Consider the following 24,991-nt stretch of genomic DNA (forward strand, 5'->3'; position numbering starts at 1 on the left):
GGCCATCACCGCCGCAGCGGCGGCCACCGGCACCAGCCAGTGGGTGCGCGGACGCCGCGCGGGCGCCGGGAGCGGAGGCATGGGGGAGTGCGGCACCTCCGCCGCACGCGAGCGCAGCGCGTCCCGCAGCCGCTGGTCGAGGTCACTGGTCATGGGGTTCCTCCAGCGTGCGGCGGAGCGTGGCGATGGCGCGGTGGGCGGAGGACTTCACCGTGCCGACCGAGACGCCGATGGTCTCGGCGGTCTCGGCCTCGGACAGCTCGAGGTAGTAGCGGAGCACGATCACCTCGCGCTGCCGGGCGGGCAGCTTGTCGACCCGGTCGAGCAGCTCCCGGTGTCGCTCGGCCGCGAGCAGCGCGCGGTCCGCGGGCGGCACGGGGTCCTCGGGCCGGGCCTGCGCCAGGAAGCGGTTGACGGTGCGCACCCGGCGCAGCCGCGAGCGGGACCGGTTGAGCACGGCCTTTCGCAGGTACGCAACGAAGTGCTCGGGGTCGCTGACGCGCGGCTGTAGCCGCCAGACCGCCTCGTAGCAGTCCTGGACGACGTCCGGCGCGGCGTCGGCGTCGCCCACGAGCAGCGCCGCCAGCCGGACCAGCGGCATCCACTGCCGCTCGAGCAGCGCGACGAGCGGCGTGCCGCCGGGCCCGGGTTGCGGACCGGCGGGCGGCCTGGCGCGGATGACCGGTCGACCCATGCCTTCAACACGCCCCCGGTCGTCGAAGGTTGACGGCGGCGAGGGTGAGCTGAGTCACAGTCCGAACGCGTCGGGTAATCTTCAACCGGCCGGGGGGCGGATGAGGTGGGGGTTTGGGCGAGGCGTGAACACGGCTGTTGAGCAGCGCCGCGAGCGGGCGGCGACGGTGACCGAGCACGCCTCGCGTGGGTTCCGCACCGACATCCAAGCGCTGCGGGCGATCGCCGTGCTCGCGGTGGTGGCCAACCACATCTGGCCCGACTGGCTCACCGGCGGCTACGTGGGCGTGGACGTCTTCTTCGTCATCTCCGGGTTCCTGATCAGCTCGCACCTCCACCGGGAGATCGTCGCCACCGCACGGGTTCGGCTCGGCCGGTTCTACGCCCGCCGCATCCGGCGGCTGCTGCCCGCGGCCCTGCTGGTGCTGGGCTGCTGTCTCGTCGCGGCCTACTACCTGCTGCCCTACCCGCGCTGGGAGGCGACCGCGTGGGAGGCCCTCGCCAGCGCCACCTACTGGGAGAACTGGCTGCTGGCCGTCCAGTCGGTCGACTACTCGGCGGCCGACGCCTCGGCGAGCCTCGTGCAGCACTACTGGTCGCTGTCGGTCGAGGAGCAGTTCTACCTGTTCTGGCCGCTGCTGCTGCTCGGGCTGTTCAAGGTTCGCCGCCGGGCCGCGCAGCTCGTCGGCATGTTCCTCGTCGGCGGCGCCTCGCTGTACTACAGCGTCTACCTGACCGAGCACTCGCCGAACGAGGCCTACTTCGTCACCCCGGTCCGCGTGTGGGAGTTCGCGCTCGGCGCGATCGTCGCGCTCGCCGGCGCCCGGCTCGCCCTGCCCCGGCTGGCCGCCGGGTACGCCTCGCTGGCCGGCCTGTCCATGATCGTCGCGGCGGCGGTCTTCTACCACCACGAGACCCCGTTCCCCGGCTACCTCGCCCTCGTCCCGACCGTCGGCACCGCGCTCGTGATCGTCGCCGGGAACCGAGGCGAGGGACAGTGGCACTCGGTGGTGACCGCCTCCCGGCCGGTGCAGCTCGTGGGCGACGTCAGCTACTCGCTCTACCTTTGGCACTGGCCGCTGATCCTGCTCGCGCCGTTCGCGCTCGGCGACCTGCTGCCGGCGGGCCGGATGACGCTGCCCTACCAGCTCGCCGTGCTGGCCGCGGCCCTGCTGCTGGCCATCGTGTCGAAGTACCTCGTGGAGGACGGCTTCCGGACCTGGCAGCCGCTCGCCCGCAGCACGAAGCGCACGTTCGTCGCGATGGTGGCCTGTTTGGTCGTGCTCGCCGCGGGAGCCCTCTCGCTGACCTGGACCTACGGCCAGCGCGTCGACCAGGCCGAGCGGGCCGCCGAGCGGCAGGCCGCGATCGTCGCGAAGCGGACGCCGCCGTGCCTCGGCGCCTCGGCGATGATCCCCGACCACGACTGCGCGTCCCGGTTCGGGCCGGCGAAGGTCGTGGAGATGGGGCCGGTCAACGAGTACTACCGGCTCACCGACGGTTGCAGCTCCGTCGACGACTACGAGCTGAACGGCAGGCGGACAACGGTCATCTGCGACTTCAGCGGTGACCGGCCGGACCCGAGGGTCGTCTGGCTCGTCGGCGACTCGCACGCCCAGCAGTGGCAGAGCCCGCTGCTGGACATCGCGCGCGAGCGGGGGTGGGTGCTCAAGCTGAGCTATCTGGGTGGCTGCCCGTTCGCGGCGATCCAGTTCGCCGGCTACCGCGTGCCGGGCGCGGACCGCACGGGCGAGCAGGACTGCATGCGCTGGACCGCCGAGATGGCCGACGTGATCGCCGAGGACGAGCCGGCCGCGGTGCTGATGACCTTCTACGCCCGCAGGGAGTTCGCCGACGACGGCAGCGGCCGGTCGCAGGCCGAGCAGTACCAGGACGGCCTCGAGACGTACTGGCGGAAGTGGACCGACGCCGGCGCCCGCGTGGTCGTGCTGGCCGACCCGCCGCTGAACGGCGCGGTCCGGGAGGTCGACTGCGTGGTGATCAACCCGACCGACCCGAAGGTGTGCGCGGTGGACCGCGAGATCGCCCAGCCGCCGGACCCACTGGTCGAGGCGACGCGCGCGACCGACCTGCGCCGCGTGTCGCTGATGGACCTGACCGACTACTTCTGCGACCCGCGCCGGTGCTACGCGGTGGTGGGCAACGTCGCGGTGTATTTCGACGCCAACCACCTGAACCGCGAGTTCAGCCGCTCGCTGCGGCCGATGATCGAGGACGCGATCGACCGTCGTTGAGTCACCCGGACACGCCGTACGGGAATACTTTCGTCGGCTGTCAACTGGTAAACACTGGTAATTCGTGCGGGCTGACCGTAGGGTACCGAGCCAGTTACACACGTGGGTTAGCAAGAATTGGTGGCGTGTCCCATCTGGGGGGTAGCGGCGCGGGTTTCCTTGCTGATTTCAGTGGCATGTTCGTTGTCCATTTGGCAAGTTCGCGAGGTTTCATGACACGTCCTCGGGCGGCGGTGCATCGAACCATCCTCGTGGTGGATGTGGTGGGCTTCGGTGATCACCGGCGGAACAACGTGGATCAGTTGGCGGTGCGCACCGGCCTCTACCGCGCGCTGGCGCAGGCGTTCGGAGCGGCCGGCATTTCCTGGGCGGACTGTGAGCAGGAGGACCGCGGCGACGGCGCGCTCATCCTGGCCCCGGCGGAGATGCCCAAGGCCCCGTTCGTCGAGGCCCTGCCCGGTGCGCTGGTCGCGGCGCTGCAGCGGCACAACCGCGGTCACCGTGCGCCGGAGCAGGTGCGGCTGCGCATGGGGCTGCACGCCGGGGAGATCAACTATGACGAGCACGGCGTCACCTCGGCGGCCATAAACCTGGCATTCCGGCTGCTCGATTCCGCGCCGTTGAAGGACGCGCTCGCGGAATCCTCCGGAGTGCTCGCGATGATCACCTCGTCGTGGTTCTTCGACGAGGTCGTGCGGCACAGCCGGGTCTGCGATACGGCGGCCTACCGATCGGTGCCGGTGGCCGTCAAGGAAACCACGACGACGGCCTGGATACATCTACCGGCCGGTACCCAAGATCGGAAATTCTCGCCGTGGCGGGAGACTTCCGACCCGAGTTTGTTCGGCCGCGACCAGGAATTGGCTCGACTGCGCCGCGCCGCCGCGGCCGCGAAGTCCGGCCGGTTCACGTTGGCCCTGTTATCCGGCGAACCGGGAATCGGCAAGTCCACCCTCGCGGACGCCATCGCCCGGCTGCTCGCGGCCGACGGGTGGACCGTCGCGTGGGGCAACTGCCCGGAGCGCGAGGGCAGCCCGGCGGGCCAGCCGTGGACCGAGGTGCTGCGCGGGCTGGTCGACCGGTTCCCGCCGCGCGACCACGCGCTGGAGCTGGCGCCGCTGCTCAACGACCACGTGACACTGCGCGGGTCGGGGGACGTGCCGGCCGCGCGGTACCGGCTGCGCACCGCGGTCGGCCGCTACCTCGCCGCGGTGACGCGCGGCAGCCCGCTGCTCGTGGTGCTCGACGACCTGCACCACGCGGACGGCGAGGTGCTGGCGCTGCTCGCGCATCTGGCCGACGACCTGCTGGGCGAGCCGGTCCTGCTGCTCGCCACCTACCGGCCGACCGACGTCGACGAGCAGCTCGCCGAGACGCTCGCGACGCTCGCCCGGCTCGGGCCTGAGCACGTCATGCTGTGCGGGCTGGACACCGGGGCGGTGGCCGAGCTGATCGACGAGCTGTGCACGCAGACGCTCGCGGACCAGACGGTGGCCGCGATCGCGCGGCGCACCGAGGGGAACCCGTTCTTCATCCGGGAGATCGCCCGGCTGTTGGCGACCGACGGCGAGCACGCGGCGGTCGGCGAGGTGCCGCCGAGCGTGCGGCACATCGTGCGCCGCCGGGTGGGCCGGCTGTCCACGGCCGCGCAGTCGGTGCTGCACCACGCGGCGGTCATCGGCCGGGACTTCACCCTCGACGTGCTGTCCGCGGTGACCGGCATGGCCGAGGACGAGCTGATCGAGTGCCTCGACGCCGCGCTGAGGGCGGGCATCCTCGACGAGCCGCACACCCCGACGCGCTCGCTGCGGTTCGCCCACGCCCTGGTGCGGGACACGCTCTACAACGACATCTCCCGGCTGCGCCGAACCGTCCTGCACGCCAGAGTCGGCGAAGCGATGGAGCGGCAGCGGCCGGGGGACGCGGTGGCGCTCGCACACCACTTCGACGCCGCGCAGGCGCCCGTCGCAGCGGCGAAGGCGGCGCGGTACCTGCGGCTCGCGGCCGAGCAGGCGGAGGGCCGCTACGCGCACCGGGAGGCGGCCGCACTCTGGCAGCAGGCGGTGTTGTCCTACGCGCACGCGCCCGGTGCCACCGTGCGCGGCCGGCTCGAGCTCGTGATCGGGACGATCCGCACGCTGTCCGTCGCGGGCGAGCGGATCTCGGCCCGCGCGTTGCGCGACGACACCCTCGCTGAGGTGGTCGGCCTCGGCGATCCCGAGCTGATCGCGCGGGTGATTGTCGCCTACACCGCGCACGACCTGTCTCCGCAGCATCCGACGGGCGAGGTGCCGGTGGAGCTCGTCGACCTGATCGACCGCACCTTGTACAAGCTGCCCCCGGCGGCCCGGGAGCTGCGCTGCCGAATGCTGGCGAGCCTGGCGATCGAGCTGGAGCAGGCGCCGGACCCGCGCGGCGAGTCGGCCGCGGTGGATGCGGTGGTGCTGGCCAGGCAGCTGGGTGACCCGGCACTGCTGGCGACCGCGCTCAACGCCCGCTTCCGGCGCTGCTACTGGACTTCCACGGTCGCCGAGCGCGAGCGGATCGGGTACGAGCTGCTCAAGCTCGGGCGCGTGAACGGACTCATCGCGGTCGAGGCCGTGGGCCGGCAGGCGCTCGTCCGGTGCGCGTGCGCGCAGGGGTACTTCGCTCGGGCGGACGAGCACACCACCGAGCTGGAACGGCTGGCCACGACGTACGGCCTGGTCTCCGCCGGGGCGGCGGCGGCCTGGTACCGCGGCGTCCGGCACATGGTGTGCGGCCGGTTCGCCGAGGCCGAGCGGGCGTACCAGCACGCGGACGAGCTGACGAACCATGCGGGCTTCGGCGAGGTCGCGCAGGGCTTCTTCCCGATCTCGACGCTGGCGCTCGCGCTGTGGACGGGCAAGCTCGCCGACCACGTCGCGCAGTGCGAGCAGGCGTACGCCCGCATGCCCGAGCAGAGCGCCGAGGCGTACGCGCTCACGCTGCACGCGGCCGGGCGAGTGGACGAGGCCCGCGAGGTGGCCGCGCCACGGCACCCGATCCCGCGGGACATGCGGTTCAAGATCGCCATGACCCTGCGCGGCATGGTCGGCCTGGCGCTGAACGACTACGACCGCATCGTCGAGGCGTACAACGGGCTGCGCCCGCTGGACGACGAGGTGGCCGGCGACGACACCGGCGGCTACACCGTGCTGCTGCCGATCGCCCAGCTACTGGGCGACCTGGCCTGGCGCCTCGGCCAGCTCCAGACGGCGAACGCGCACTACCGCAAGGCGCGCGAGATGGCCGAACGCGCGAACGTGCCGCAGTGGATGGTCACCGCCAGGGAGTCTCTCGCCCGCACGGTCACCCGGTTCAAGCCACACCGCGCCTGGTGACCGGGCGATCCGCGAGGAACCTCGTCGCGTAGTCGATGGACGCCCTGCCCTCGGGGGTCTTGAAGAACTGGAAGCCGTGGATCTGGCCCGGCCACAGCTGGACCTCGCAGGGGGCGCCCGCGGCGCGCATCCGGGACCCGAGCAGTTCCGCGTCGCCGGAGATGCACTCGAGGCCGCCGGTTTGCACCAGGATCGGCGGCCAGTGGCTCATGTCCGCGCCGAGAATGTCCAGCCTCGGGTGCGTGAACGGAGTGCCGTTCGCGTAGACGAGGTTGGTCCGCTCGATGAAGTCTGGCGAGAGCATCGGGTCCCGCGTGGTCGCGTCCGTGCGGCGGATGGTGGCCGCGGTCAGGTCCAGCACCGGAGAGAGCAGCAGCACCGCGCCCGGCATCGGCAGCCCTTCCCGGTCGATGTCGCCGAGCAGTCCGGCGACAAGCGCGCCACCGGCCGAAATCCCGGCCATCCGGATGTCCGGCGCCGCGAAACCCTCCGACAGCAGGCCTTTGTACGCGGCCAGCACGTCGTCGGAGGCCGCCGGGAAGGTGTGCTCGGGTGCCCGGCGATACCGCGGCACGAACGCCGGGATGCCGATCTGCTTGCCGTACCCGGCGGCGCCGTGCTGGTCCATGCGTGGCGTGCCGGCCACGAAGCCGCCGCCGTGTACCCAGAGCAGCACACCACGTGCCGCGTCAGTGTCCGAAGTAGATACAAGGCGACCGCGTACGTCGCCGAAGCGATGTTCCCGCGCGCCTTTCGGCGACGCCACGCCTGGCCGAACATCTGCATGGCGAAGCGGTTGATTCGCAGGCTCATCCCGCGCGGCCGCATGCGTGCCTGAAGTTTCCGGTTGCCCGACATGCGCTTGACCAGGCGAGCGCTCTCGGGGCTCGGCTCGGCGGGGACGGGGCTGGGTGCGAAGCCCGAAAGGTGAGCGAACGTTCGTCGACATCGCCCGGCGCGCGCAGCTCATCGAGTGCACGATCGACGCGATCGACGACGTCGGGTACCAGAAGGCGTCGCTCGCCGAGATCGCCCGCCGGGCCGGCATCACGAAGGGCGCGATCTTCTACCACTTCGCCAACCGCGACGAGCTCATCGAGGCGGTGTTCACGCACGTGCTGACGGCGGGCACGGAGCTGATCATGTCCCGCATCCGGCTCGCCGAGACCCCGCGCGCGCAGCTGCGGGCCTACGTCGAGGCGTTCGTGGAGTCGCTGCACATCAACCCGCGCGGGATTCGCGTCCTGTACGCGATCGGCGACCACATCACCGACGAGGAGGGCCGGCCCCGGCTGGTGCACGACCGCAACCTGCAGGAGGCCGCCATCGCGCAGCTCGTGGACATCCTGCGGCGAGGCCAGGAGGCGCACGAGTTCGGTGAGTTCGACACGCGCTCGATGGCAATGATGATCAGGGCCACGATCGAGGCGATGCCGACCTACGCGATCGCCTACCCGGACCTCGACATCGACGGCTACGGTGCCGACCTCATGACGTTCTTCGAGCGCGCGCTTCAGGCGGGTCAACCGCCCAAGCCGCGCAGCAGGGGGAGGTAGATCTCGTCCACGAGCTCCGCGATCGTCTCGTCGGTGATGGGGACCTCGCCGAGCGTCGTCTCGCTGCGGATCAGGTCCAGGGGGAGCCGGCCCACCCGCGGCGGCACCTCGACGTGTGGCAGCTCGCCGCGCGCGGCCGCTCGCTCGACGATCGCGCTGACCCAGCCGGTGAGCGGCGCGGTCCGCAGCCGGTCGCGCAGCAGCGCGGCGACCTCCGGCTGCCGGAAGGCCTCGCCCATCACCCCGGCGATCGCCTCGCTCATCGTGCCCTCCGCCCGCCGGGCGATGCGCTCGAACATCGAGATGAGGTCCGACCGCAGCGCGCCGGTGTCGATCCGCCTCGTCGGCATCGGCGCCCGGCTGCCCCACGCGGTCAGCACCAGCTCCGCCTTGCTCGACCAGCGCCGATAGATGACCGGCTTGCTCGTGCCGGCGCGCGCGGCGACCGCCTCGATGGTGAGCGCGGCGTAACCGACGGCATTCAGCTCGGCCCAGGCCGCTTCCAGGATGGCCTGTTCCAGTGCCGCGCCGCGGCGGCGGGACTTGGTTTCGCTCACGACCGCGCCTCGCAGGCTCGGCCCGGCCGCTCGCGGTCGCCCTGTGACATTGGTTCGCTCGCAAGCTCGCTCACATGGTCTTCTTTACCTTTAGAATACGTTGCGTTTCTTATGGCGCTCGTCTAGATTACACGATGTTAGATACTTGTCGTTTCTTCAAGGGGGACCCCGGTGCTCACGCGCCTACTCCGTACCTACCTGCGCGCCTATCGCGCCGAGCTGACGGCCGTGGTCGTGCTGCAGCTCATCGGCACCATCGCCACGTTGTACCTGCCCAGCCTCAACGCCGACATCATCGACTTCGGCATCGCGCGCGGCGACACCGGCTACATCGTGTCCACCGGGGGGTGGATGCTCATGGTCACGACGATCCAGATCGTCTGCTCGGTGGGCGCGGTCTACTTCGGCGCCCGCACCGCGATGGCCTTCGGCCGCGACGTCCGGTCCGCGATCTTCCACCAGGTCGGCGGGTTCTCCGCCCGCGAGGTGGCCAACTTCGGCCCGCCGTCGCTGATCACCCGCACCACCAACGACGTCCAGCAGGTGCAGCTGCTGGTGGCGATGGTGTGCACGATGTTCGTGACCGCGCCGATCATGTGCGTGGCAGGCGTGATCATGGCGCTGCGCGAGGACGTGGGGCTGTCCTGGCTGCTGCTGGTGTGCGTGCCGGCACTGGTGATCTCGATCGGCCTGATCGTGGTCCGGATGGTGCCGCAGTTCCGGCTCATGCAGGAGCGCATCGACCAGGTCAACCGGGTCCTGCGCGAGCAGCTGACCGGCATCCGGGTGGTCCGGGCGTTCGTCCGTGAGCCCGCCGAGACCCGCCGGTTCGCCGACGCCAACACCGCGCTCACGGACACGGCCCTGCGCGTCGGGCGGCTGCAGGCGATGATCTTCCCGGTCGTGATGCTGATCCTGAACGCGTCCAGCGTCGCGGTCCTGTGGTTCGGCGCGCACCGGGTCGACGCCGGCGCGATGCAGATCGGCGCGCTGACCGCGTTCCTCAACTATCTGTTGCAGATCCTGATGTCGGTGATGATGGCGACGTTCATCTCGATGATGATCCCGCGCGCCGCGGTCTGCGCCGAGCGGATCCTGGAGGTGCTCGAGACCGAGCCGTCGGTGGTCCCGCCCCGCGCGCCGGTGCGCGAGCTCACCCGGCACGCCGACGTGGAGCTGCGCGGCGTCGAGTTCCGCTACCCCGGCGCGGTGGACCCGGTGCTGCGCGACGTCTCCTTCCGCGCCGAGGCGGGGCGTACCACCGCGATCGTCGGCAGCACCGGTTCGGGCAAGTCGACGCTGCTCTCGCTGATCCCGCGGCTGATCGACGTCACCGGCGGCGAGGTGCTCGTGGACGGCGTCGACGTGCGCGAGCTCGACCCGGACGTGCTGTGCACGCGGATCGGCCTGGTCCCTCAGCGCGCCTACCTGTTCACCGGCACCGTGGCGAGCAACCTGCGCTACGGCAACCCGGACGCCACCGACGAGGAGCTGTGGGAGGCCCTGGAGATCGCGCAGGCGCGCGACTTCGTCGAGGACATGCCCGACGGGCTGGAGGCAGCGATCGCCCAGGGCGGCACCAACGTGTCCGGGGGACAACGGCAGCGGCTGTCGATCGCGCGGGCGCTGGTGCGCAAGCCGGAGATCTACCTGTTCGACGACTCGTTCTCCGCGCTGGACCTCGCGACGGATGCGGCTCTGCGCGCGGCGCTGCGACCGCACGTCGAGCGCGCGGCGGTCATCGTGGTCGCCCAGCGGGTGACCACGATTCTCGACGCCGACCAGATCGTGGTGCTGGACAAGGGATCCGTGGTCGGCCTCGGCACGCATCGCGAGCTGATGGGCACGTGCCCGACCTACGTCGAGATCGTCGAGTCCCAGCTGGCCCCGGAGCAGGTGGCGTGAGGATGAGTACGCAGACGTCTGCCCGGCCGGCGGGTGGTGCCGGCCCGCGCTTCCCCGGCATGAACATGCCCGTGGAGAAGGCGAAGGACTTCGGCCCGTCGGCGAAGCGCATGGCGCGGCGCCTGCGTCCGGAGCGGTTCACGTTCGCCGTCGTCGTGGTGCTCGCCGTGATCAGCGTCGGCTTCGCGGTTGCGGGGCCGAAGATCCTGGGCCACGCCACGGACATCATCTTCGACGGCGTGCTCGAGCGGATGGGCGGAGTCCCCGGTGCGGGTGTCGACTTCTCCGCGCTCGCCGGCGTGCTGGGCTGGGTGCTCGGGTTGTACCTGGCCTCGTCGGTGTTCGGCTGGATCCAGGGGCTGCTGCTGAACGGTGTGGTGCAGCGGGTGGTGTACCGCCTGCGCGAGGACGTCGAGCACAAGCTGCACCGGCTTCCGTTGCGCTACTTCGACGGCCAGCCCCGCGGCGAGCTGCTCTCCCGCGTCACCAACGACATCGACAACATCTCGACGACGTTGCAGCAGACGCTGAGCCAGCTGCTCACCTCGCTGCTGACCGTCATCGGCGTGCTGGTGATGATGCTGACCATCTCACCGCTGCTGTCGCTCATCGCGTTCGCGGTGATCCCGTTGTCGGTGTACATCACCGCGCGGATCGGCAAGCGGGCGCAGAAGCGGTTCATCGCGCAGTGGAAGAACACCGGCGTGCTGAACGCGCACATCGAGGAGGCGTTCACCGGACACCAGCTGGTGAAGGCGTTCGGCCGGCAGCGGGAGTCCGAGGCCGAGTTCACCCGGCGCAACGACGACCTGTTCGAGGCGGCCCGGGGCGCGCAGTTCATCTCCGGGCTGATCATGCCGTCGATGATGTTCCTGTCGAACCTGAGCTATGTCGTGGTGGCGGTGGTCGGTGGGCTGCGGATCACGTCGGGCACGATGACGCTGGGCGAGGTGCAGGCGTTCATCCAGTACTCGCGGCAGTTCACCCAACCGCTGACCCAGGTGGCGTCGATGGCGAACCTGATGCAGTCCGGCGTCGCGTCGGCCGAGCGGGTGTTCGACCTGCTGGACGCGGAGGAGCAGTCCGAGGACCCGGCCGATGCCTCGCTGCCGGCGACGCGGCGGGGCCGGGTCGAGTTCGAGAATGTGTCGTTCTCGTATCGGCCGGAGCAGCCGCTGATCGAGAACCTGTCGCTGGTCGCCGAGCCGGGCCAGACGGTCGCGATCGTCGGCCCGACCGGCGCGGGGAAGACGACGCTGGTCAACCTGATCATGCGGTTCTACGAGCTCGACGCGGGCCGGATCACGCTCGACGGTGTCGACATCACCGCGCTGCGGCGGGAGGACCTGCGGTCGCAGACCGGGATGGTGCTGCAGGACACGTGGCTGTTCGGCGGAACCATCCGGGACAACATCGCGTACGGCCGGCCGCAGGCGACCGAGTCGGAGATCATCGAGGCCGCGCAGGCGACGCACGTGGACCACTTCGTGCGCACCCTGCCGGACGGCTACGACACGGTGATCGACGAGGAGGGCACGAACGTGTCGGCGGGGGAGAAGCAGCTGCTGACGATCGCGCGGGCGTTCCTGGCGCGCCCGTCGCTGCTGATCCTCGACGAGGCGACCAGCTCCGTGGACACGCGTACGGAGTCGTTGGTGCAGCACGCGATGGCGGCACTGCGCTCGTCCCGGACGAGCTTCGTCATCGCGCACCGCCTGTCGACCATTCGCGACGCGGACCTGATCCTGGTGATGGAGTCGGGCCGCATCGTGGAGCAGGGCACGCACCAGGAGTTGTTGGCCGCGCAGGGCGCGTACCACCGCCTGTACTCAGCCCAGTTCACGTCGGCCGGCTAGGAGGTAGGGCACCAGCCCGAAGCAGGCGCATCCCAGGACGGCGCGCACCCACGGGCCGAGCACCGCGCCGGATGCGATCGTTTGCGCCCAATCATGCTCGGCAGGGGTCGTCTGTGTCAGGACGTGGGCGTCGGCTCGGGGGTCGTGTCCGTGGTGTCGGGCGCGGTGCCCGTGGTCGGCGCGGTCGGCGCCCCGGGCGCGCAGACCGCGGCCGCGTTGGTCAGTGCGGCCACGAAGTCGTTGGCGGCCGCGCGCAGCTCGGCGTTGTCGACCGGCTGCGTCGTCAGCACGTCCTGCACTCGCTGCAACGCCTGGCCGGCGGTGTCGAGGTCCGCCTCAGCGTCGGGCCCGAGCGCCGTGCGCGCGTCCTCGAACGAGTCGGACAGCCCGCCGGCCGCGGCACGAACCTGCTCGATGGTCCCGTCCCCGGTGGCGAGCCGTCCCGCCTCGGTGAGCAGGACCCGAGCCTTGTCCGCGACATCGAGACATTCACCCCGAAGCGACACAGTCGTGGCGGGTGAGGAGGTCGACGTGGTCTGGGTCGACTCCGTGTTCTGCGGTCCGGCCTGTTCACCGGTGGCCGTACAGCCGACGAAGGCGGGCAGCGCGCAAAGCGTTGCCACAAGGACAAGACGTCGAACGCGTACAGGCTTCATGGGGTTGGGAGTACCCACTCCGCACGGATCATGAACGGATTCGAGAAACACCAATGGTCAATCGCATGTGCATCCGCCAGTGCACTTGACACGTATGCTTTACTTCCTAGGTCGTCCTTTTGACGGCCTGGCAATAGTGGCCAAGGGTCGCCGGTTACGAAGAGTAACCATCTTCATAACCCTCATTTATAGATCACGGGAAATTTGCCGTCGAGTCGCCGATTCGACAGGAGAATTTCGCGTCGAGAGGCGGCGTTCCCGTATATCTCCCCGAGCGGGTCTCCAATAAATTGAAAACAAGTCTGCGGGATCCTGGGAAATGCGACGAGACCTCACTGTGGACCTCGTGGGGTACTCCCGCAGCCTGGAGCTTGCCCTTCAATTTCCTCCCGCCGACCCGGTTCGACCGGGATCGCGACATGATCCGACCCGCCGCGTACCTAAAGGTACTTCTCGAGGCCTAGACTGGAAATCGAAGAAAGCGAAGACCCCGGCGGTCACGATTCTCCATCAGTTCGGGCGGCGACTTTTGCCAGAGCCGCACAGGACGTCGCAAGCGTCGGCCGAGGCCCGCGAGCGCTCCTGGAGGGGCTCCGAGCCGCTGAACACGGCAGGACGCACACGTCTACGACATCGGTCAGTTGACCGATGTCTCCGGGACGTGATGCAAGGAGGCTTGCTGAGTCCAACATTTGGAGATCGCAACGAGACGACAGAGGTCGTGGGGTGAAGTGGTGACCGCTCCGGACTGGCACGACGAGTTGGTACTCGTCGCAGAGCTGGCCAGCGTGAACAACCAGATCGCCAGGTTCGTGCTCAGGCTTCTCGACGCCGACGCCGGCCGACGAGAGCAAGTGGCCACAGGTGACGAGCACAGCCTTGGCGGCCGGCTCGTCGACCTGGGCCACGCGCTACAGAACCGAGCGGCGTACCGCGCCGCAGGCCACAGTGACGATGGTGGGGCCATCGACGACTGTGTAAACCTGCGGCCACGGACGCTGGCGCTGGACAAGATTCTGAGCCATAGCGGAAGTGGCCGCTAACAGGCTCAATTCCGTCCATTAGTTGTAGGTCATCTCCTGGATACTGTTGTACGTCATGTTGTACGTCATATCCTGACCGGCCGAGGCAGTGCCAACCGCCGCAAGAAGCAATAGAATCGAACCAACAAAGGCGGTGATCCATCGCGCGAGTCTCATCTCTGGCCTCCCGAATCGCAACAAAGGGTCAGATATTCACGCGGGTTGGCATGCCCATTCCCGATGTGGGTGGAGAGGTGGCCCAAGCTATTGGGTCAACAAAACTATGACATAAGACCTCGTAATTGACCAAGCACTCTTAGTAACAAACAGCTAACAGACATGTCTCTGCTTCTCAGGTGACTCCGTGCATATGCACGCGCAGTGGTAAGGCACCCGGATGGCCGATGCTCGCGCCAGGGTCACCGCATACTGTCGAGGTATGTCGGGTGATGCGACAGCACTCGTCGGCCGCGATGCGGAACTCGCCCGACTCTACGAATGGATTGTTGATCTCGGTGCCGGCACCGGGCGGGCTCTCTTGATCGAGGGCGAGCCCGGTATCGGCAAATCCTCTCTTGCGCGCGCGGCGATCACGTTCGCGGAGCAACGCGGATTCCAGGGCTTCTGGGCGGAAGGCGACGAGCTCGGGCAGGCGCTGCCGTTGCAGCCGTTGCTGGATGCCTTACGGGACCGGGAAGGCGAGCCGCGGCTGGAAACCATCCTGCGGCTCCTCCGCGGGGAGCTCACCAGCGCGGCCGATCCGACTGTCGCGGCGTCCGAGCAGATGATCACGTTGATCTCGGAGCTCTGCAGCGCGGCCCCCACAGTTCTCGTCGTCGACGACCTTCAGTGGGCGGACGTCGCCACCATCAGCGTCTGGGAATGGCTCGCGCGCACGGTCGACCGTGTGGACCTGTTGCTGATCGGTGTCGTCAGGCCGATCCCGCATCGCGACGAGCTCCTCGCCGTACGGCGCGTGGTCGCCGAGAACCGGGTCATCAGCCTCGGCGGTCTGCCGGGCAAGGCGATCGCCGACCTCGTAACGACGATCTCCGACGGCAAGCCGGGCGAGGAACTGCTCCGGCTCGCTGACGACGCGGCGGGAAACCCGCTCTACGTGACCGAGTTGATGGACGCCCTCGCCCGTTCGCAGCGCCTGACGGTCGGTGAGGCCGGCCTCCTCGAGGTGACCGAAGGTCCGGTGCCCGACTCGCTGCTCGCCGCGATCGCCCACCGGCTCGACTTCTTGCCAAAAGAGGTTCGCACCGTGCTGCAGGGCGCGGCACTGCTCGGCGTGGACTTCCTGGTCTCGGACCTGGCCATCGTGATGGGCAGCCGGATCGCCGAGCTCGTGCCCGCGCTCGACGAGGCTCGCGCCGCCGGAGTGCTCAAGGAAGCCCGCGAACGGCTCGCTTTTCGCCACCCACTCATTCGGACCGCGCTCTACGACGACATCGCGGACGCCGTCCGGCCGGCATGGCATCTGGACGCTGCGCGCGCACTCGCGGAGGCCGGCGCACCACACCAACGCGTCGCCCGGCAGCTGCTGCACGCCTACAGCTCACCCGGCGCGGGGCCGCTGGACGAGTCGCTGCTGGACTGGCTCGTCGACGCCGCTCCCACGCTCGTCGCCCAGGCGCCGAAGACGGCGATCAACCTGTTGAGGCAGGCGACGGGGCGATCCCCGGCGACCACCGCGCGCGGCGCGAACCTCGCGTGCCGGCTCGCCGACGCCCTGTTCCGCAGCGGTGACCGCGCTGGTGCCGAGGAGGTCGCAACCCGGGCCATGGTCGTGGTCAACGACTCCGACCGGCTCGTCGACCTGCACAGCACGGTTTCCCAGTGCCAGGCCCTGATCGGGCGGGCCGACAAGGCGTTCGAGGAACTGGAGGAGGCCCTCGCGCGACCCGGGATGTCGCGGAGACACCGAGCCCGCCTGCTGGTGATGACCGCACGGGCCCGGCGCGATCTGGGTGAGGTCATCGTGGCGGGCAAGGTCGCCGAGGAGGCGCTGGCGACCGGCGAGCAGACCGGTGACCGGTGGGCGGTCGGCTGGGCCTTGCACGTCCTGATCATCACGTCGATGATGCGCGGCGACGTCGCGGCCGCCTTGCCGTTGTTCGAACGGGCGCTGACGGTGGTCGGGGACGATTCCACCCTCACCGATCTCGGGTTGTTGTTGCAGGTCAACCAGGCCGTCGCGCTGGGGGATCTCGATCGGTACGACGAGGCGTTGCATGCGGCGGAGCAGGTGCGCGAGCGCGCCGACCACGCCGGCAGCCTGGTGCGACTCGCGCAGGCGCAGAGTGCGCTCGGCACGCTGTTGTTCGAGGTCGGCCGGTGGGATGACGCGCAGGCCGAGGTCGAGACGCTGTCCGACGAGTTCAAGGACCCCAGCGTGACCTGCTGCGACCGCGGGATCGCGGCGACGATCGCCTTCCATCGTGGGGATCCGGCTACCGCGCGGCAGCATCTGAGCATGGCCGAGCCGAGCGCGGACAAGATCGGCAACCGGGTGGTCGCCTCGCTGACCCTCGCGCGCAGCCTGGACCACGAGCTCGCCGACGACCCGGACGAGGCGCTCGCCGTGCTCACCGCGGGGGTCACGAGCCACGCCGAGGAGCTCGACGAGATGGAGGACCTGCTCCCCGAGGCGGCGCGCCTGGCCGCGAACACCAACGCGATCAGCGCCGCGGTCGACATCGCCGAGCAGGCGGCCACGCTCGCCCGCCGGTCGCAGGTGCCGCACCGGCTCGCCACCGCCGCGTACTGCCAGGGCCTGCTCGACGGCGACCCCTCGCTGCTGCAGGACGCGGCGGAGAAGTACAGCGACGCCGGCCTGCCGCTGCTGCGGGCCCGCGCGCTGGAGGCCGCTGCGGTGAAGCTCGCCGACCGGGGCGACCGCGGTGCCGCGCGAACGGCCTTCACCCGCGCCGACGACGTCTACGACGGGCTCGGCGCGCACTGGGACCTCGCCCACCTGCGCGCGCAGCTGCGCCAGTACGGCATCCGGCGCGGCCCACGCGCGAAGCACCGGCAGGCCCGAGTCGGCTGGAACAGCCTGACGCCGACCGAGTCCAAGATCGCCGGCATGGTCGCGGGCGGGATGTCCAACCCGCAGATCGCCGAGCAGCTGGTGCTGTCCCCGCGCACGGTCGGCACGCACGTGTCGCACATCCTCGCCAAGCTGGGCGTGCGCTCCCGCATCGACATCGCCCGCGAGGCCGCCGAACAGGACAAGGTCCCGACCTGAGCAGCTAGCCCTTGGCGAGGATCTCCCTCAACGCGGCCGTGAACTCGGTCGGCTTCTCGATGTGCGGGGAGTGGCCGGCGTCCGCGATGACGAGCTCGTCGTAGGTGCCGCCCGCCGCGGCGTAGCGGTCCAGCACGGCCCGCGTCTGGGCGATCATCGGCTGCGGCGGATGGGTCTCGGCGCCCGGCCAGTCCGGCAGGGCACCCAGCGCGCCCAGGTTCGCCAGGTCGAACATCGACGCGTCCGACACGATCTGGTCGGCGTCGCCGCGGATCCAGCGGATCGGGGGCTTCGGGTCGACCTCGTGGAGGTCGTCGAGGCGGAAGTGGTTCGGCGCCATCGTGTTCAGCACACCTCGACCACCTGCCGCCACGCCCGGCCAGCCGGACGAGGGCGTGCTGTCGCCCGGGTAGTGGTCCTCGCCGGTGCGGGTCGACAGCATCGACTCCACGAAGATGTCCTCGTGCTCCGGCACGAACGGCGGCTTCACGTAGAACGACCGCAGCACCTGCCGCGGCGACAGCGGCGAGTCCGTCGACCGGTCACCGGCCGCCAGCGCCGCCACGAAATCGGGGTTGCCGCCCCCGCCGCCTGAGCAGGCGCCGGCAGAACCGACGAGCGTGCCCGAGGCGTCGCGGGTCCCGCCGAAGCCGTACGGCGACACCGGCGCCACCAAGGTCACCGTCCGCACCAGGGACGGCCGGTCGCGCAACAGCTGCAGCACCACCCCGCCACCCATGCTCCACCCGACCAGGTGCACGGAACCCAGGGAGAGCGAGTCGAGCAGCGCGAGAACATCGTCCGAGTAGTCGCGCACGCCTCGGGTCGCGTCGACGGGCAGCGGCTCGGTGTCGCCGAAGCCGCGCAGGTCCACCGCCAGCGGCCGATACTCCGAGGGCAGGGCGAGCATCGTCGACTGCCAGAACAGCGACGAGGACACGTTGCCGTGCACGAACAGCACCGGCACCCCGGACTCGCGCACGGACAGGACGTTCACGCGAAGCCGATCCGTGGGCACGGCGCTCGCGGTGACTCCGTCGAGGAGGTTGGACATGCGATAAGTCCTTTCAGGACAGCCAGCCGGCCACGGTGGACGAGACCGACGTGGCCCAGCCGAGCTGGAGGTGGTTCGCCGACGCGATCAGCGTCGTGGCCCCGACGTTCGAGATTCCGGTCGTGGAGAGTGCACTTTGGACGAAAACGACGCCGTCCGAAGGACCGCGGGTCTCGTTCCAGATCCCGACGATCGACGGCGAGCCGCCGGCCAGCAGGTACACCGGTACGCCGGAAGGCGTTGGGGCGCTACGGATCCGCGAGATCAGCGAACCCGCGTCGATCGCGGCCTGGATGCCGGGGCCGTCGGTGTAGAAGCCCCGCCCGCCGTAGTAGGTCGTGTGCCAGTCCTGCGTCGTCGTGTTCACGCCGAACACGCCGTCCCACCGCGCCAGCATCTGCCGCTGACCGGGAAAGGTGTCGAAGCCGCCGGTCGGTGTGATCGACAGCTCCGGATGGTGTGTGAGCGAGCCGAAGCAGGTCATCCGCGTGTGCGGGCTCGGCGCGTTGACCGCCCCGCCGCACTCCGGCCAGATCGAGTAGTCGTGCGCCCAGCCGTGCGCGAACGGGTAGTCGTAGCCGCCGTTCGGGCCGCCCAGCAGGACGAGCTTGCGCACGTCGCCCGCGTAGGACCGGCCCCACGACGGTTTCACCGACGACACGTACATCCGCGCCGACATCATCCCCTTGCTCCAGCCGACCACGTCGACCTGACCGACCCCGAGCCGCGCCTTGATGATCGCGATCGCGTCGCCGACCTGCTGCGCCTGCTGCAGGTTGTCGCCCTGCTTGTGCGCGAAGCCGATCGCGAACACTCGGTGGCCGCGCGACTGGAGCTGCTGCATCAGCCCGGTCGACGGGCAGGTCGCCGAGCCGCAGCCGAACCCGCCGGACTCGTTCGGGTTCGCCCACGCCCGGTCGGGGTTGTCGTTGGCGCCGTGGACGAGCAGCACCGGCGTGGTCTTCGCGCCGGTGTCCCACCCGGGCGCGGAGTACAGCAGGAACCGCGACGACGACGGGCGCGCGACGTTGTCGAAGAACGACTTGCGTTGCCCGTCCTGGTCGCCGCGCCCGTCCGGCGGGTACTGCTCGTCGGCGAAGCCCGCGGTCGTGTCGCGGTAGCGGTCGACCTGTGCCCAGCCGTTGGCGACGCTCGAGTACGTCGCCTCCTTGGTCAGGTAGGCGGGCTCGGCCGCGTCGGCGGAACCCCCGAGCACGACCACGCCGGCGGTAACGAGCGCGGTGACTGACCCCGCGGCGGCGAGGTAGCGGAGTCGGCGCATGGGATGTCTCCTCGTCGAGACGGTCAGGACAGCGACGCGACCACGGCGGAGACGCCGGCGTCGCTGAACAGGATCGAGTAGTGGTTCGTGCCCGGCACGGTCGTGACCTTCAGCCGGGACAGCGCGTCGAGGTCGGGGTAGAGCGCGGTGGGCTGGTCGAGCATGCCGCGTTCGGCCCGCACGAACGGCACGCCGTCCGGCAGCGCGGCGAACGCGTCCCGCCCGGCCGCGCCGGTGTGCAGGTCGAGGAAGTCGGCGCGCATCGCCTCGGCCGAGACCCGGCTGCGCAGCTGTTCGCCGGCGCCGGTCAGGTCGTAGTCGACGTAGCCCTCGACGGCCGGCGACCACTGCGCGAACGACGGGTGCGCGCGCCAGAAGTCGCGGTAGGCCTCGGGCGAGGGGAACCGCATGTCCAGCCGGCGCGCGGCCGGGCCGAGCAGCGCCTCGGGGTCGCCGTCCGGCGGCGGCAGCGGCGCGCCGCCGTCCACGAGCACGAGTCCTGCCACCCGCGACGGATGCCGGTGGGCCAGCACGGAGGCCACGAAGCCGCCCATCGAGTGTCCGACGACCACCGCCCGGTCGACCCCGAGCCCGTCGAGCACCGCGACGCAGTCCGCCGCATGGGCGGCCATGCCGAACGGGCCGGGAATCTCGCCGCTGCCGCCCCGTCCACGCAGGTCAGGGGCGATCACCGGGCCGGGCAGCCGGGTCGCCGTCTCGAGCCAGGCCCGGCTCGACGCGGTGAGCCCGTGGATCGCGAGCACCGGCGGCGCCGTGCCGAGCTCGCCCCACAGCGCGACGGTCAGCTCGCCACCCGCCACCGGGACGCCGACGTCGAACGGCGCGCGGAGATCGGTCGGACTGGCGGGCATGGACCACCTCCGCGGCACGACACTGGGAGCCGGTCATACGGTGGCCAACGCGCGTCCGACCGGCAAGGTGGCCGCCCGACACCTCGGGGTGGCGGCTCATGTGGCCGGGCCACATGGCGCCTCGTCGAGGCGACAAAAAGCATCCCCGCAGTGCTGCCAGGTCGGGGGTCCGTCAGCACTACGGGGACACACGGCCAATCGCGGCCGGCGCCCGGGTCGTTACACCGGCGCCCGGGAAACGCGGTAAGGATGGGGCATGAGGTTCGTCGTGCACCGGCATCGAGCCCGACGGTTGCACTACGACCTGCGGCTCGAGATGGGCGGCGTGCTCGCGAGCTGGGCCGTGCCCAAGGGGCCGACGCTCGATCCGGCGGTCCGGGTGCTGGCCGTGCACGTGGACGACCACGACCTCGACTACTACGACTTCGAGGGCGTGATCGGCGGCGACTACGGCCGCGGGGACGCGATCGTCTGGGACTGGGGTAGCTGGGCGGCCGCGAAGACGCCCGACCCGGTGCGCGCGGTGGCCGACGGCGAGCTGCACTTCGACCTGTGGGGCGAGAAGCTGGCCGGCCGGTTCGTGCTGGTCCGCCGGGACCCGAAGAACTGGCTGCTGATCCACAAGAACGACGAGCACGCCGTCCGAGGCTGGGATCCCGAGACGCTGCCGCGGTCGGTGAAGACGGGCCGCACCAACGAAGAGGTAGCCGCGGGTTGACGGAGCGTGTTCGAGTCGACGACCGACTGCCGACGGAACCTCAGGGGACCGTGACGGCACCCAGCCATAATCAACCGCGCATCCGCACCATCCGCTGGAACGCAACCAACACTTTGAATTCCGGGGAGGCGGCTACTGCATGTGTTCGCCGCCGTTTACGTCTAGTACCGCGCCGGTCACCTCGGTGGCCAGGCTGGACAGCAGGAACAGCACCGCGCCCGCGCAGGCCTCGTCGGTCGGGATGCGGCCCAGCGGGCTGCGGGCGGCGATCTCGTCGTACACGTCCTGCTCGCTCACCCCGCGCTGCGATGCGGTCATCGTCAGGTAGAACCGCACGCCCGGTCCGTCGAGCCAGCCCATGACCGCCTGGTTGACCCGGATCCCGCGCTCGCCGAGCTCCAGCGCGAGGTACTGCGTCGCGCACGCCATCGCGGCCTTCGCCACCGCGTACCCGCCCTCGCCGCGCAGGGGCTTGCGGGTCGACATCGTGCCGACGTTGACGATCGAGCCGCCGGCCGGCATGTGCGGCACGACCGCGAGGGTCATCCCGAGCGCGCCGTGCAGGATGATGTCGAGCGACCGGCGCAGCTGCTTGTCCGGCGTGTCCAGCAGGTCGGTGAAGCCCGGGTGCGAGTACGCGGAGTTGACCAGCCCGGTCACCTTGCCGAACCGGTCCACCGCCGTCCGCACCACCTCGGCGACCTCGTCCGGCCGGCGCACGTCGCACGCGACCCCGACCGCCTCGCCGCCCGCAGCCGCGACCTCCTTCTCCACTGTGGACATCACGCCCGTCGAGCGCGCGGCCATGACGACCCTCGCGCCCTCGCGCGCCGCGCGCAGGGCGAGCTTGGCGCCCAGCCCGGGCCCGACGCCGGAGACGACGACGACCGCACCGTCGAGGATCACAGGTACTCCTCCGAGTAGAAGGCGAAGTCGCGCTCCAGTTGCGCCGCGGACAACCCGAAGTCGGCCGGCGTGTAGGAGTGCGAGCCGTGCCGCTGTCCGCGGTTGCGGTCCAGATAGGACTCCAGCGCGGCCGGGTCCGGTGTGCGGCCGAGCTCGCCGAGCACCCGACACACCTGCCCGACCGGGTCGGCGACCATCGCGTCGTACCGCACGTCGACGAACCGCTCCGGCCACGTGCTCCGCACGCCGGCGAACGCGCGCAGGGTGGCGGCGAACCGCTCGCTCCAGTACGGCCCGCGCTCCGTGGGGTCGACGTCGTCGCTGTACTGGCGGCCGATCGAGCAGACCATCGAGGCGTACGAGGGCACGGCACTGACCGGCGACCGGTGCGTCATGACGATCTTGCAGGTCGGGAACGTCTCGAGCACGGTGCCGACCGCGGTGAGGTGGTGCGGCGACTTGAGCACCCATTCCTCGTTCCGCCGGGCGGGGTTCTGCCACTGCAACACCTGCAGCCACTCGCGCAGCTCGCGGTAGGCCGGCGCCTGGTCGGTCTCGCGGAGCCAGGTGCCGTAGAACGGGATGGCGTAGAAGGAGTCGAAGCTCATCGAGACGAACGTGCGGTCGAGCAGGATCACGTCCTCCTCGGGCCCGTCCCACTCGATCGTGTGGATGTCGGCGAAGTCGGGCGACATGTCGAGGAAGAGCCTCGCGCGTTCGCGGGCCCGGCGCTTGCGTTCCGCGGCGTCGGGGCCTTCGCCGGGGAAGGGGAGCGGGTAGGACGTCTCCCAGGACAGCGTCGAGGTCAGCCCCGGCGAGGCGGCGAGCAACCGGTGCAGCAGCGTGGATCCGGTGCGCGGCAGCCCGCAGATCTCGGCGGCGACGGTGACGTCGACGTCTTCGATATCGGGATGTTGTTTTCTGAGTGCTCTGAGCCGAAGTCGGTCGGCGAGCAGCGCGGCGAGCCGTCGGCGGGTCAGCGCGAGACCGAGCTCGCTCAGCCGGGCCTCGGTGTTGAGCGCCTCGACGAGGACCTTCAACGGTTCGGTGAACCACTCGTCGCCGTAGTCGGTCAGCCCGGTCCGCTCTCTGGCGGTATGGAGAAGATCGTCGACGCGGATCACGGCTGGATCACCTTGCAGCTCGGGACGGGATGGGACTTGGCGCCGAGCCAACGCAGGAGCGCCGTGCCACTGGTGTGCCCGGCGGTGTCGATCCAGTTGCCCCACCCGGGATCCCGCTCGGCGACGACGATCGTCAGCTTCCCCTCGTCGAGCGTCGCGGTGTGCTTGTTGACGGTGATCCGGCGGGCGTGGTCGAGCGACTCCATCCACCAGTTGTCGAGCTGGAAGTTCCAATATGGACAGTCCGGCACGTCGGTCTCGATGACCCACGCCTCGCCGGGGCGCAGCGTCCAGTAGCCGTGCAGGTAGTGGATCTCCGGGTCGCCGCCGGCGCGCTGGAACATGTCCTGCCCGAAGTCGACGAGCTCGTTGGGGTGCCGCATGAACATCTCGGTCCAGCCGGCGAAGGTGGCCGCGGTGCCGTGCACGGCCAGCGCCGCGCGACGCAGGGCCTTGGCCATGAACTCGGGATCGAGCGGCTGCTGTTGCGCCGGCCCGCCGATGCGCTCGATCCGCCACTCGCCGGGCGTCTCGGCGGTGCGGTCGAGGTAGGTCTGCCGGATGACGAGACTGGTCGAGTCCGCGGCGAGGGGCAACCAGTTCCCAACGTGTCGGTCGGCGCTGACGAAGATCTCGACGGTCCCGTCCGGCGCGACCGCGATGTCCTGATCGGACAGTTCGCCGGTGGAGGCCATGGTGCCGTCCTTGGCGTACCGGTTGGCCTTGGAGCCGACGCTGAAGTAGGAGATCGAGCCGCGGGTGCCGGTGAGCCGGTAGGTCCGGTCGCCGCGGACGGTGGCGGTGAGGTAGACGTTGTCGGGGTTGTCGGCGCCGATCTTGGTCAGGTCGAGCTGGTGCAGGCGCGGGAAGTCCGGGTCGGCGTTCTCGACGGTGGTGTAGAGCATCTCGCGCAGCAGCCGGGTGAGGTAGCGATAGCCCTCGGCCCGGTCGAGGGGCGTATCGGGGGCGGCGGGCCGCAGGATGACCTCGCCGGCCTTCTCCAGGGCCCGGCAGAACTCGCTCCACGCGCTGGGATCCATCTCGCCTCCCCGGGGTGAACTAGAACAGGTTCTACCAGATTCGGTGAGGCCCGCGCCAGGGACCACGTCTGCGGCGGCGGTTGGCAAGGAGGTGGTGGGTAGGCGGCGCGGCGGTGGCTTCGAACGCGCGGGGCCCCCGCTTTCCAGCCTAAGCAAATAGCTATTTGGTGACATAACCGTGACCAGCGTGCCTGATGACAGCTCAGCACGGTCGCAGGGCTGTTGTCAGTTGCCTTCGAGCAGTCGCCTCACTGTGTCTCGGGTTGCTCTAGCCGCGTTCAGCAAATCGCCGAACCCGTCTGGCCAGGCCTCGGAAAGGCGTTTGTAGAGTTGGCAGGCGGCCTCGCTGGCATCGAGGGCTTCTGCCAGGGCGCTTGATTTTGGTCCGTCGTGTGTCTGTCCCCAGGCCAGCGCCCACAGGCTCATCGCGAGGTCGGGGAGGTAGGCGGCGGGATCGGCCTCGGCCAGCGCACGCCGGATCGTGACCGCTTCGCGAGCCGATGCCAGGGCCGCCTGCTTGTCCCCAGCCTCCGCCAACCGGCTGCCGAGGTTGTTCAGGCTTGCGGCGAGGTTGGGGAGGTAGGCGGCGGGATCGGCCTCGGCCAGCGCACGCCGGATCGTGACCGCTTCGCGAGCCGATGCCAGGGCCGCCTGCTTGTCCCCAGCCTCCGCCAACTGGCTGCCGAGGTTGTTCAGGCTTGCGGCGAGGTTGTGGAGGTAGGCGGCGGGATCGGCCTCGGCCAGCGCCCGGTAACGCTCAACCGCTTCGCGGACCGGCGCCAGGGCCGCCTGCTTGTCCCCAGCCTCCGCCAACTGGCTGCCGAGGTTGTTCAGGCTTGCGGCGAGGTTGGGGAGGTAGGCGGCGGGATCGGCCTCGGCC

19 protein-coding genes are annotated in these 24,991 nt (G+C 70.2%); 8 read left to right on the top strand and 11 right to left on the bottom strand.

The features are described from left to right. Positions 1-142: 142 nt before the first annotated feature. Entirely contained in the window at positions 143-694 is a 552-nt protein-coding gene (locus ACRDSK_RS17020; RefSeq protein WP_431442021.1) for a SigE family RNA polymerase sigma factor, read from the bottom strand. A 124-nt stretch (positions 695-818) separates the two neighbouring features. Between ACRDSK_RS17020 and ACRDSK_RS17025 the strand changes: the two genes are divergently transcribed. Then, a complete protein-coding gene (locus ACRDSK_RS17025; RefSeq protein WP_431442022.1) occupies positions 819-2,948 on the top strand; it encodes an acyltransferase family protein in 2,130 nt (709 codons plus the stop codon). A gap of 212 nt (positions 2,949-3,160) precedes the next feature. Further along, positions 3,161-6,310, top strand: coding sequence for an ATP-binding protein (locus tag ACRDSK_RS17030; protein ID WP_431442023.1), 3,150 nt, complete (start codon positions 3,161-3,163; stop codon positions 6,308-6,310). On the opposite strand, the gene ACRDSK_RS17035 is transcribed toward ACRDSK_RS17030, so the two are convergent. Beyond that, the gene (locus ACRDSK_RS17035; protein WP_431442024.1) at positions 6,288-6,986 is read right to left on the bottom strand and encodes an alpha/beta hydrolase; all 699 of its coding nucleotides are present in this window, start codon (positions 6,984-6,986) and stop codon (positions 6,288-6,290) included. The two genes, ACRDSK_RS17030 and ACRDSK_RS17035, sit on opposite strands and share 23 nt — an antisense overlap. Positions 6,987-7,221: 235 nt before the next feature. Here ACRDSK_RS17035 and ACRDSK_RS17040 point away from each other — a divergent pair, with 235 nt between their 5' ends. After that, positions 7,222-7,866, top strand: a complete 645-nt coding sequence (locus tag ACRDSK_RS17040) for a TetR/AcrR family transcriptional regulator (protein WP_431442025.1) — start codon at positions 7,222-7,224, stop codon at positions 7,864-7,866. On the opposite strand, the gene ACRDSK_RS17045 is transcribed toward ACRDSK_RS17040, so the two are convergent. Continuing rightward, a complete protein-coding gene (locus ACRDSK_RS17045) occupies positions 7,833-8,423 on the bottom strand; it encodes a TetR/AcrR family transcriptional regulator (protein WP_431442026.1) in 591 nt (196 codons plus the stop codon). The genes ACRDSK_RS17040 and ACRDSK_RS17045 overlap by 34 nt on opposite strands. Positions 8,424-8,594: 171 nt before the next feature. Between ACRDSK_RS17045 and ACRDSK_RS17050 the strand changes: the two genes are divergently transcribed. Both ACRDSK_RS17050 and ACRDSK_RS17055 read left to right on the top strand, forming a co-directional pair. Beyond that, on the top strand, positions 8,595-10,328 hold the full coding sequence (locus ACRDSK_RS17050; protein ID WP_431442027.1) for an ABC transporter ATP-binding protein: 1,734 nt from the start codon (positions 8,595-8,597) through the stop codon (positions 10,326-10,328). 2 nt (positions 10,329-10,330) lie between these two features. Further along, complete coding sequence (locus ACRDSK_RS17055; protein WP_431442028.1) at positions 10,331-12,184, top strand: ABC transporter ATP-binding protein; 1,854 nt, start codon at positions 10,331-10,333, stop codon at positions 12,182-12,184. Between the two features lie 116 nt (positions 12,185-12,300). Here ACRDSK_RS17055 and ACRDSK_RS17060 read toward each other — a convergent pair whose 3' ends face one another. Continuing rightward, complete coding sequence (locus tag ACRDSK_RS17060) at positions 12,301-12,690, bottom strand: hypothetical protein (RefSeq protein ID WP_431442029.1); 390 nt, start codon at positions 12,688-12,690, stop codon at positions 12,301-12,303. Positions 12,691-13,574: 884 nt separating this feature from the next. On the opposite strand from ACRDSK_RS17060, the gene ACRDSK_RS17065 reads away from it, so the two are divergent. Together ACRDSK_RS17065 and ACRDSK_RS17070 are read left to right on the top strand one after the other, a co-directional pair. After that, the gene (locus ACRDSK_RS17065; RefSeq protein ID WP_431442030.1) at positions 13,575-13,883 is read left to right on the top strand and encodes a hypothetical protein; all 309 of its coding nucleotides are present in this window, start codon (positions 13,575-13,577) and stop codon (positions 13,881-13,883) included. Positions 13,884-14,301: 418 nt separating this feature from the next. Then, on the top strand, positions 14,302-17,115 hold the full coding sequence (locus ACRDSK_RS17070; RefSeq protein WP_431442031.1) for a helix-turn-helix transcriptional regulator: 2,814 nt from the start codon (positions 14,302-14,304) through the stop codon (positions 17,113-17,115). 4 nt (positions 17,116-17,119) lie between these two features. Here the strand turns inward: ACRDSK_RS17070 and ACRDSK_RS17075 are convergent, their stop codons facing one another. Genes ACRDSK_RS17075 through ACRDSK_RS17085 form a run of 3 tightly spaced genes read right to left on the bottom strand, consistent with a single transcriptional unit; the run spans position 17,120 to position 20,323 of the window. Next, positions 17,120-18,169, bottom strand: a complete 1,050-nt coding sequence (locus tag ACRDSK_RS17075) for an alpha/beta fold hydrolase (RefSeq protein ID WP_431442032.1) — start codon at positions 18,167-18,169, stop codon at positions 17,120-17,122. A 13-nt stretch (positions 18,170-18,182) separates the two neighbouring features. Next, positions 18,183-19,451: an esterase/lipase family protein gene (locus ACRDSK_RS17080; protein WP_431442033.1), complete on the bottom strand. Its 1,269-nt coding sequence runs from the start codon at positions 19,449-19,451 to the stop codon at positions 18,183-18,185. Positions 19,452-19,474: 23 nt separating this feature from the next. Next, entirely contained in the window at positions 19,475-20,323 is an 849-nt protein-coding gene (locus ACRDSK_RS17085; protein WP_431442034.1) for an alpha/beta fold hydrolase, read from the bottom strand. Positions 20,324-20,579: 256 nt separating this feature from the next. On the opposite strand from ACRDSK_RS17085, the gene ACRDSK_RS17090 reads away from it, so the two are divergent. Beyond that, complete coding sequence (locus ACRDSK_RS17090; protein ID WP_431442035.1) at positions 20,580-21,041, top strand: DNA polymerase ligase N-terminal domain-containing protein; 462 nt, start codon at positions 20,580-20,582, stop codon at positions 21,039-21,041. A 132-nt stretch (positions 21,042-21,173) separates the two neighbouring features. On the opposite strand, the gene ACRDSK_RS17095 is transcribed toward ACRDSK_RS17090, so the two are convergent. The 4 genes from ACRDSK_RS17095 to ACRDSK_RS17110 all read right to left on the bottom strand — a co-directional run. Next, positions 21,174-21,947: an SDR family oxidoreductase gene (locus ACRDSK_RS17095; RefSeq protein WP_431442036.1), complete on the bottom strand. Its 774-nt coding sequence runs from the start codon at positions 21,945-21,947 to the stop codon at positions 21,174-21,176. Further along, positions 21,944-23,071 (bottom strand): sulfotransferase family protein, encoded by a 1,128-nt coding sequence (locus ACRDSK_RS17100; RefSeq protein ID WP_431442037.1) that lies wholly within the window; start codon positions 23,069-23,071, stop codon positions 21,944-21,946. Before ACRDSK_RS17100 ends, ACRDSK_RS17095 begins: the two co-directional genes overlap by 4 nt. After that, entirely contained in the window at positions 23,068-24,111 is a 1,044-nt protein-coding gene (locus ACRDSK_RS17105) for a DUF1214 domain-containing protein (RefSeq protein ID WP_431442038.1), read from the bottom strand. Before ACRDSK_RS17105 ends, ACRDSK_RS17100 begins: the two co-directional genes overlap by 4 nt. Positions 24,112-24,336: 225 nt before the next feature. After that, the coding region (locus tag ACRDSK_RS17110; RefSeq protein ID WP_431442039.1) for a tetratricopeptide repeat protein at positions 24,337-24,991 on the bottom strand (655 nt) is incomplete at its 5' end.

The organism is Actinophytocola sp., assembly GCF_050699915.1.
GTDB lineage: Bacteria > Actinomycetota > Actinomycetes > Mycobacteriales > Pseudonocardiaceae > Actinophytocola.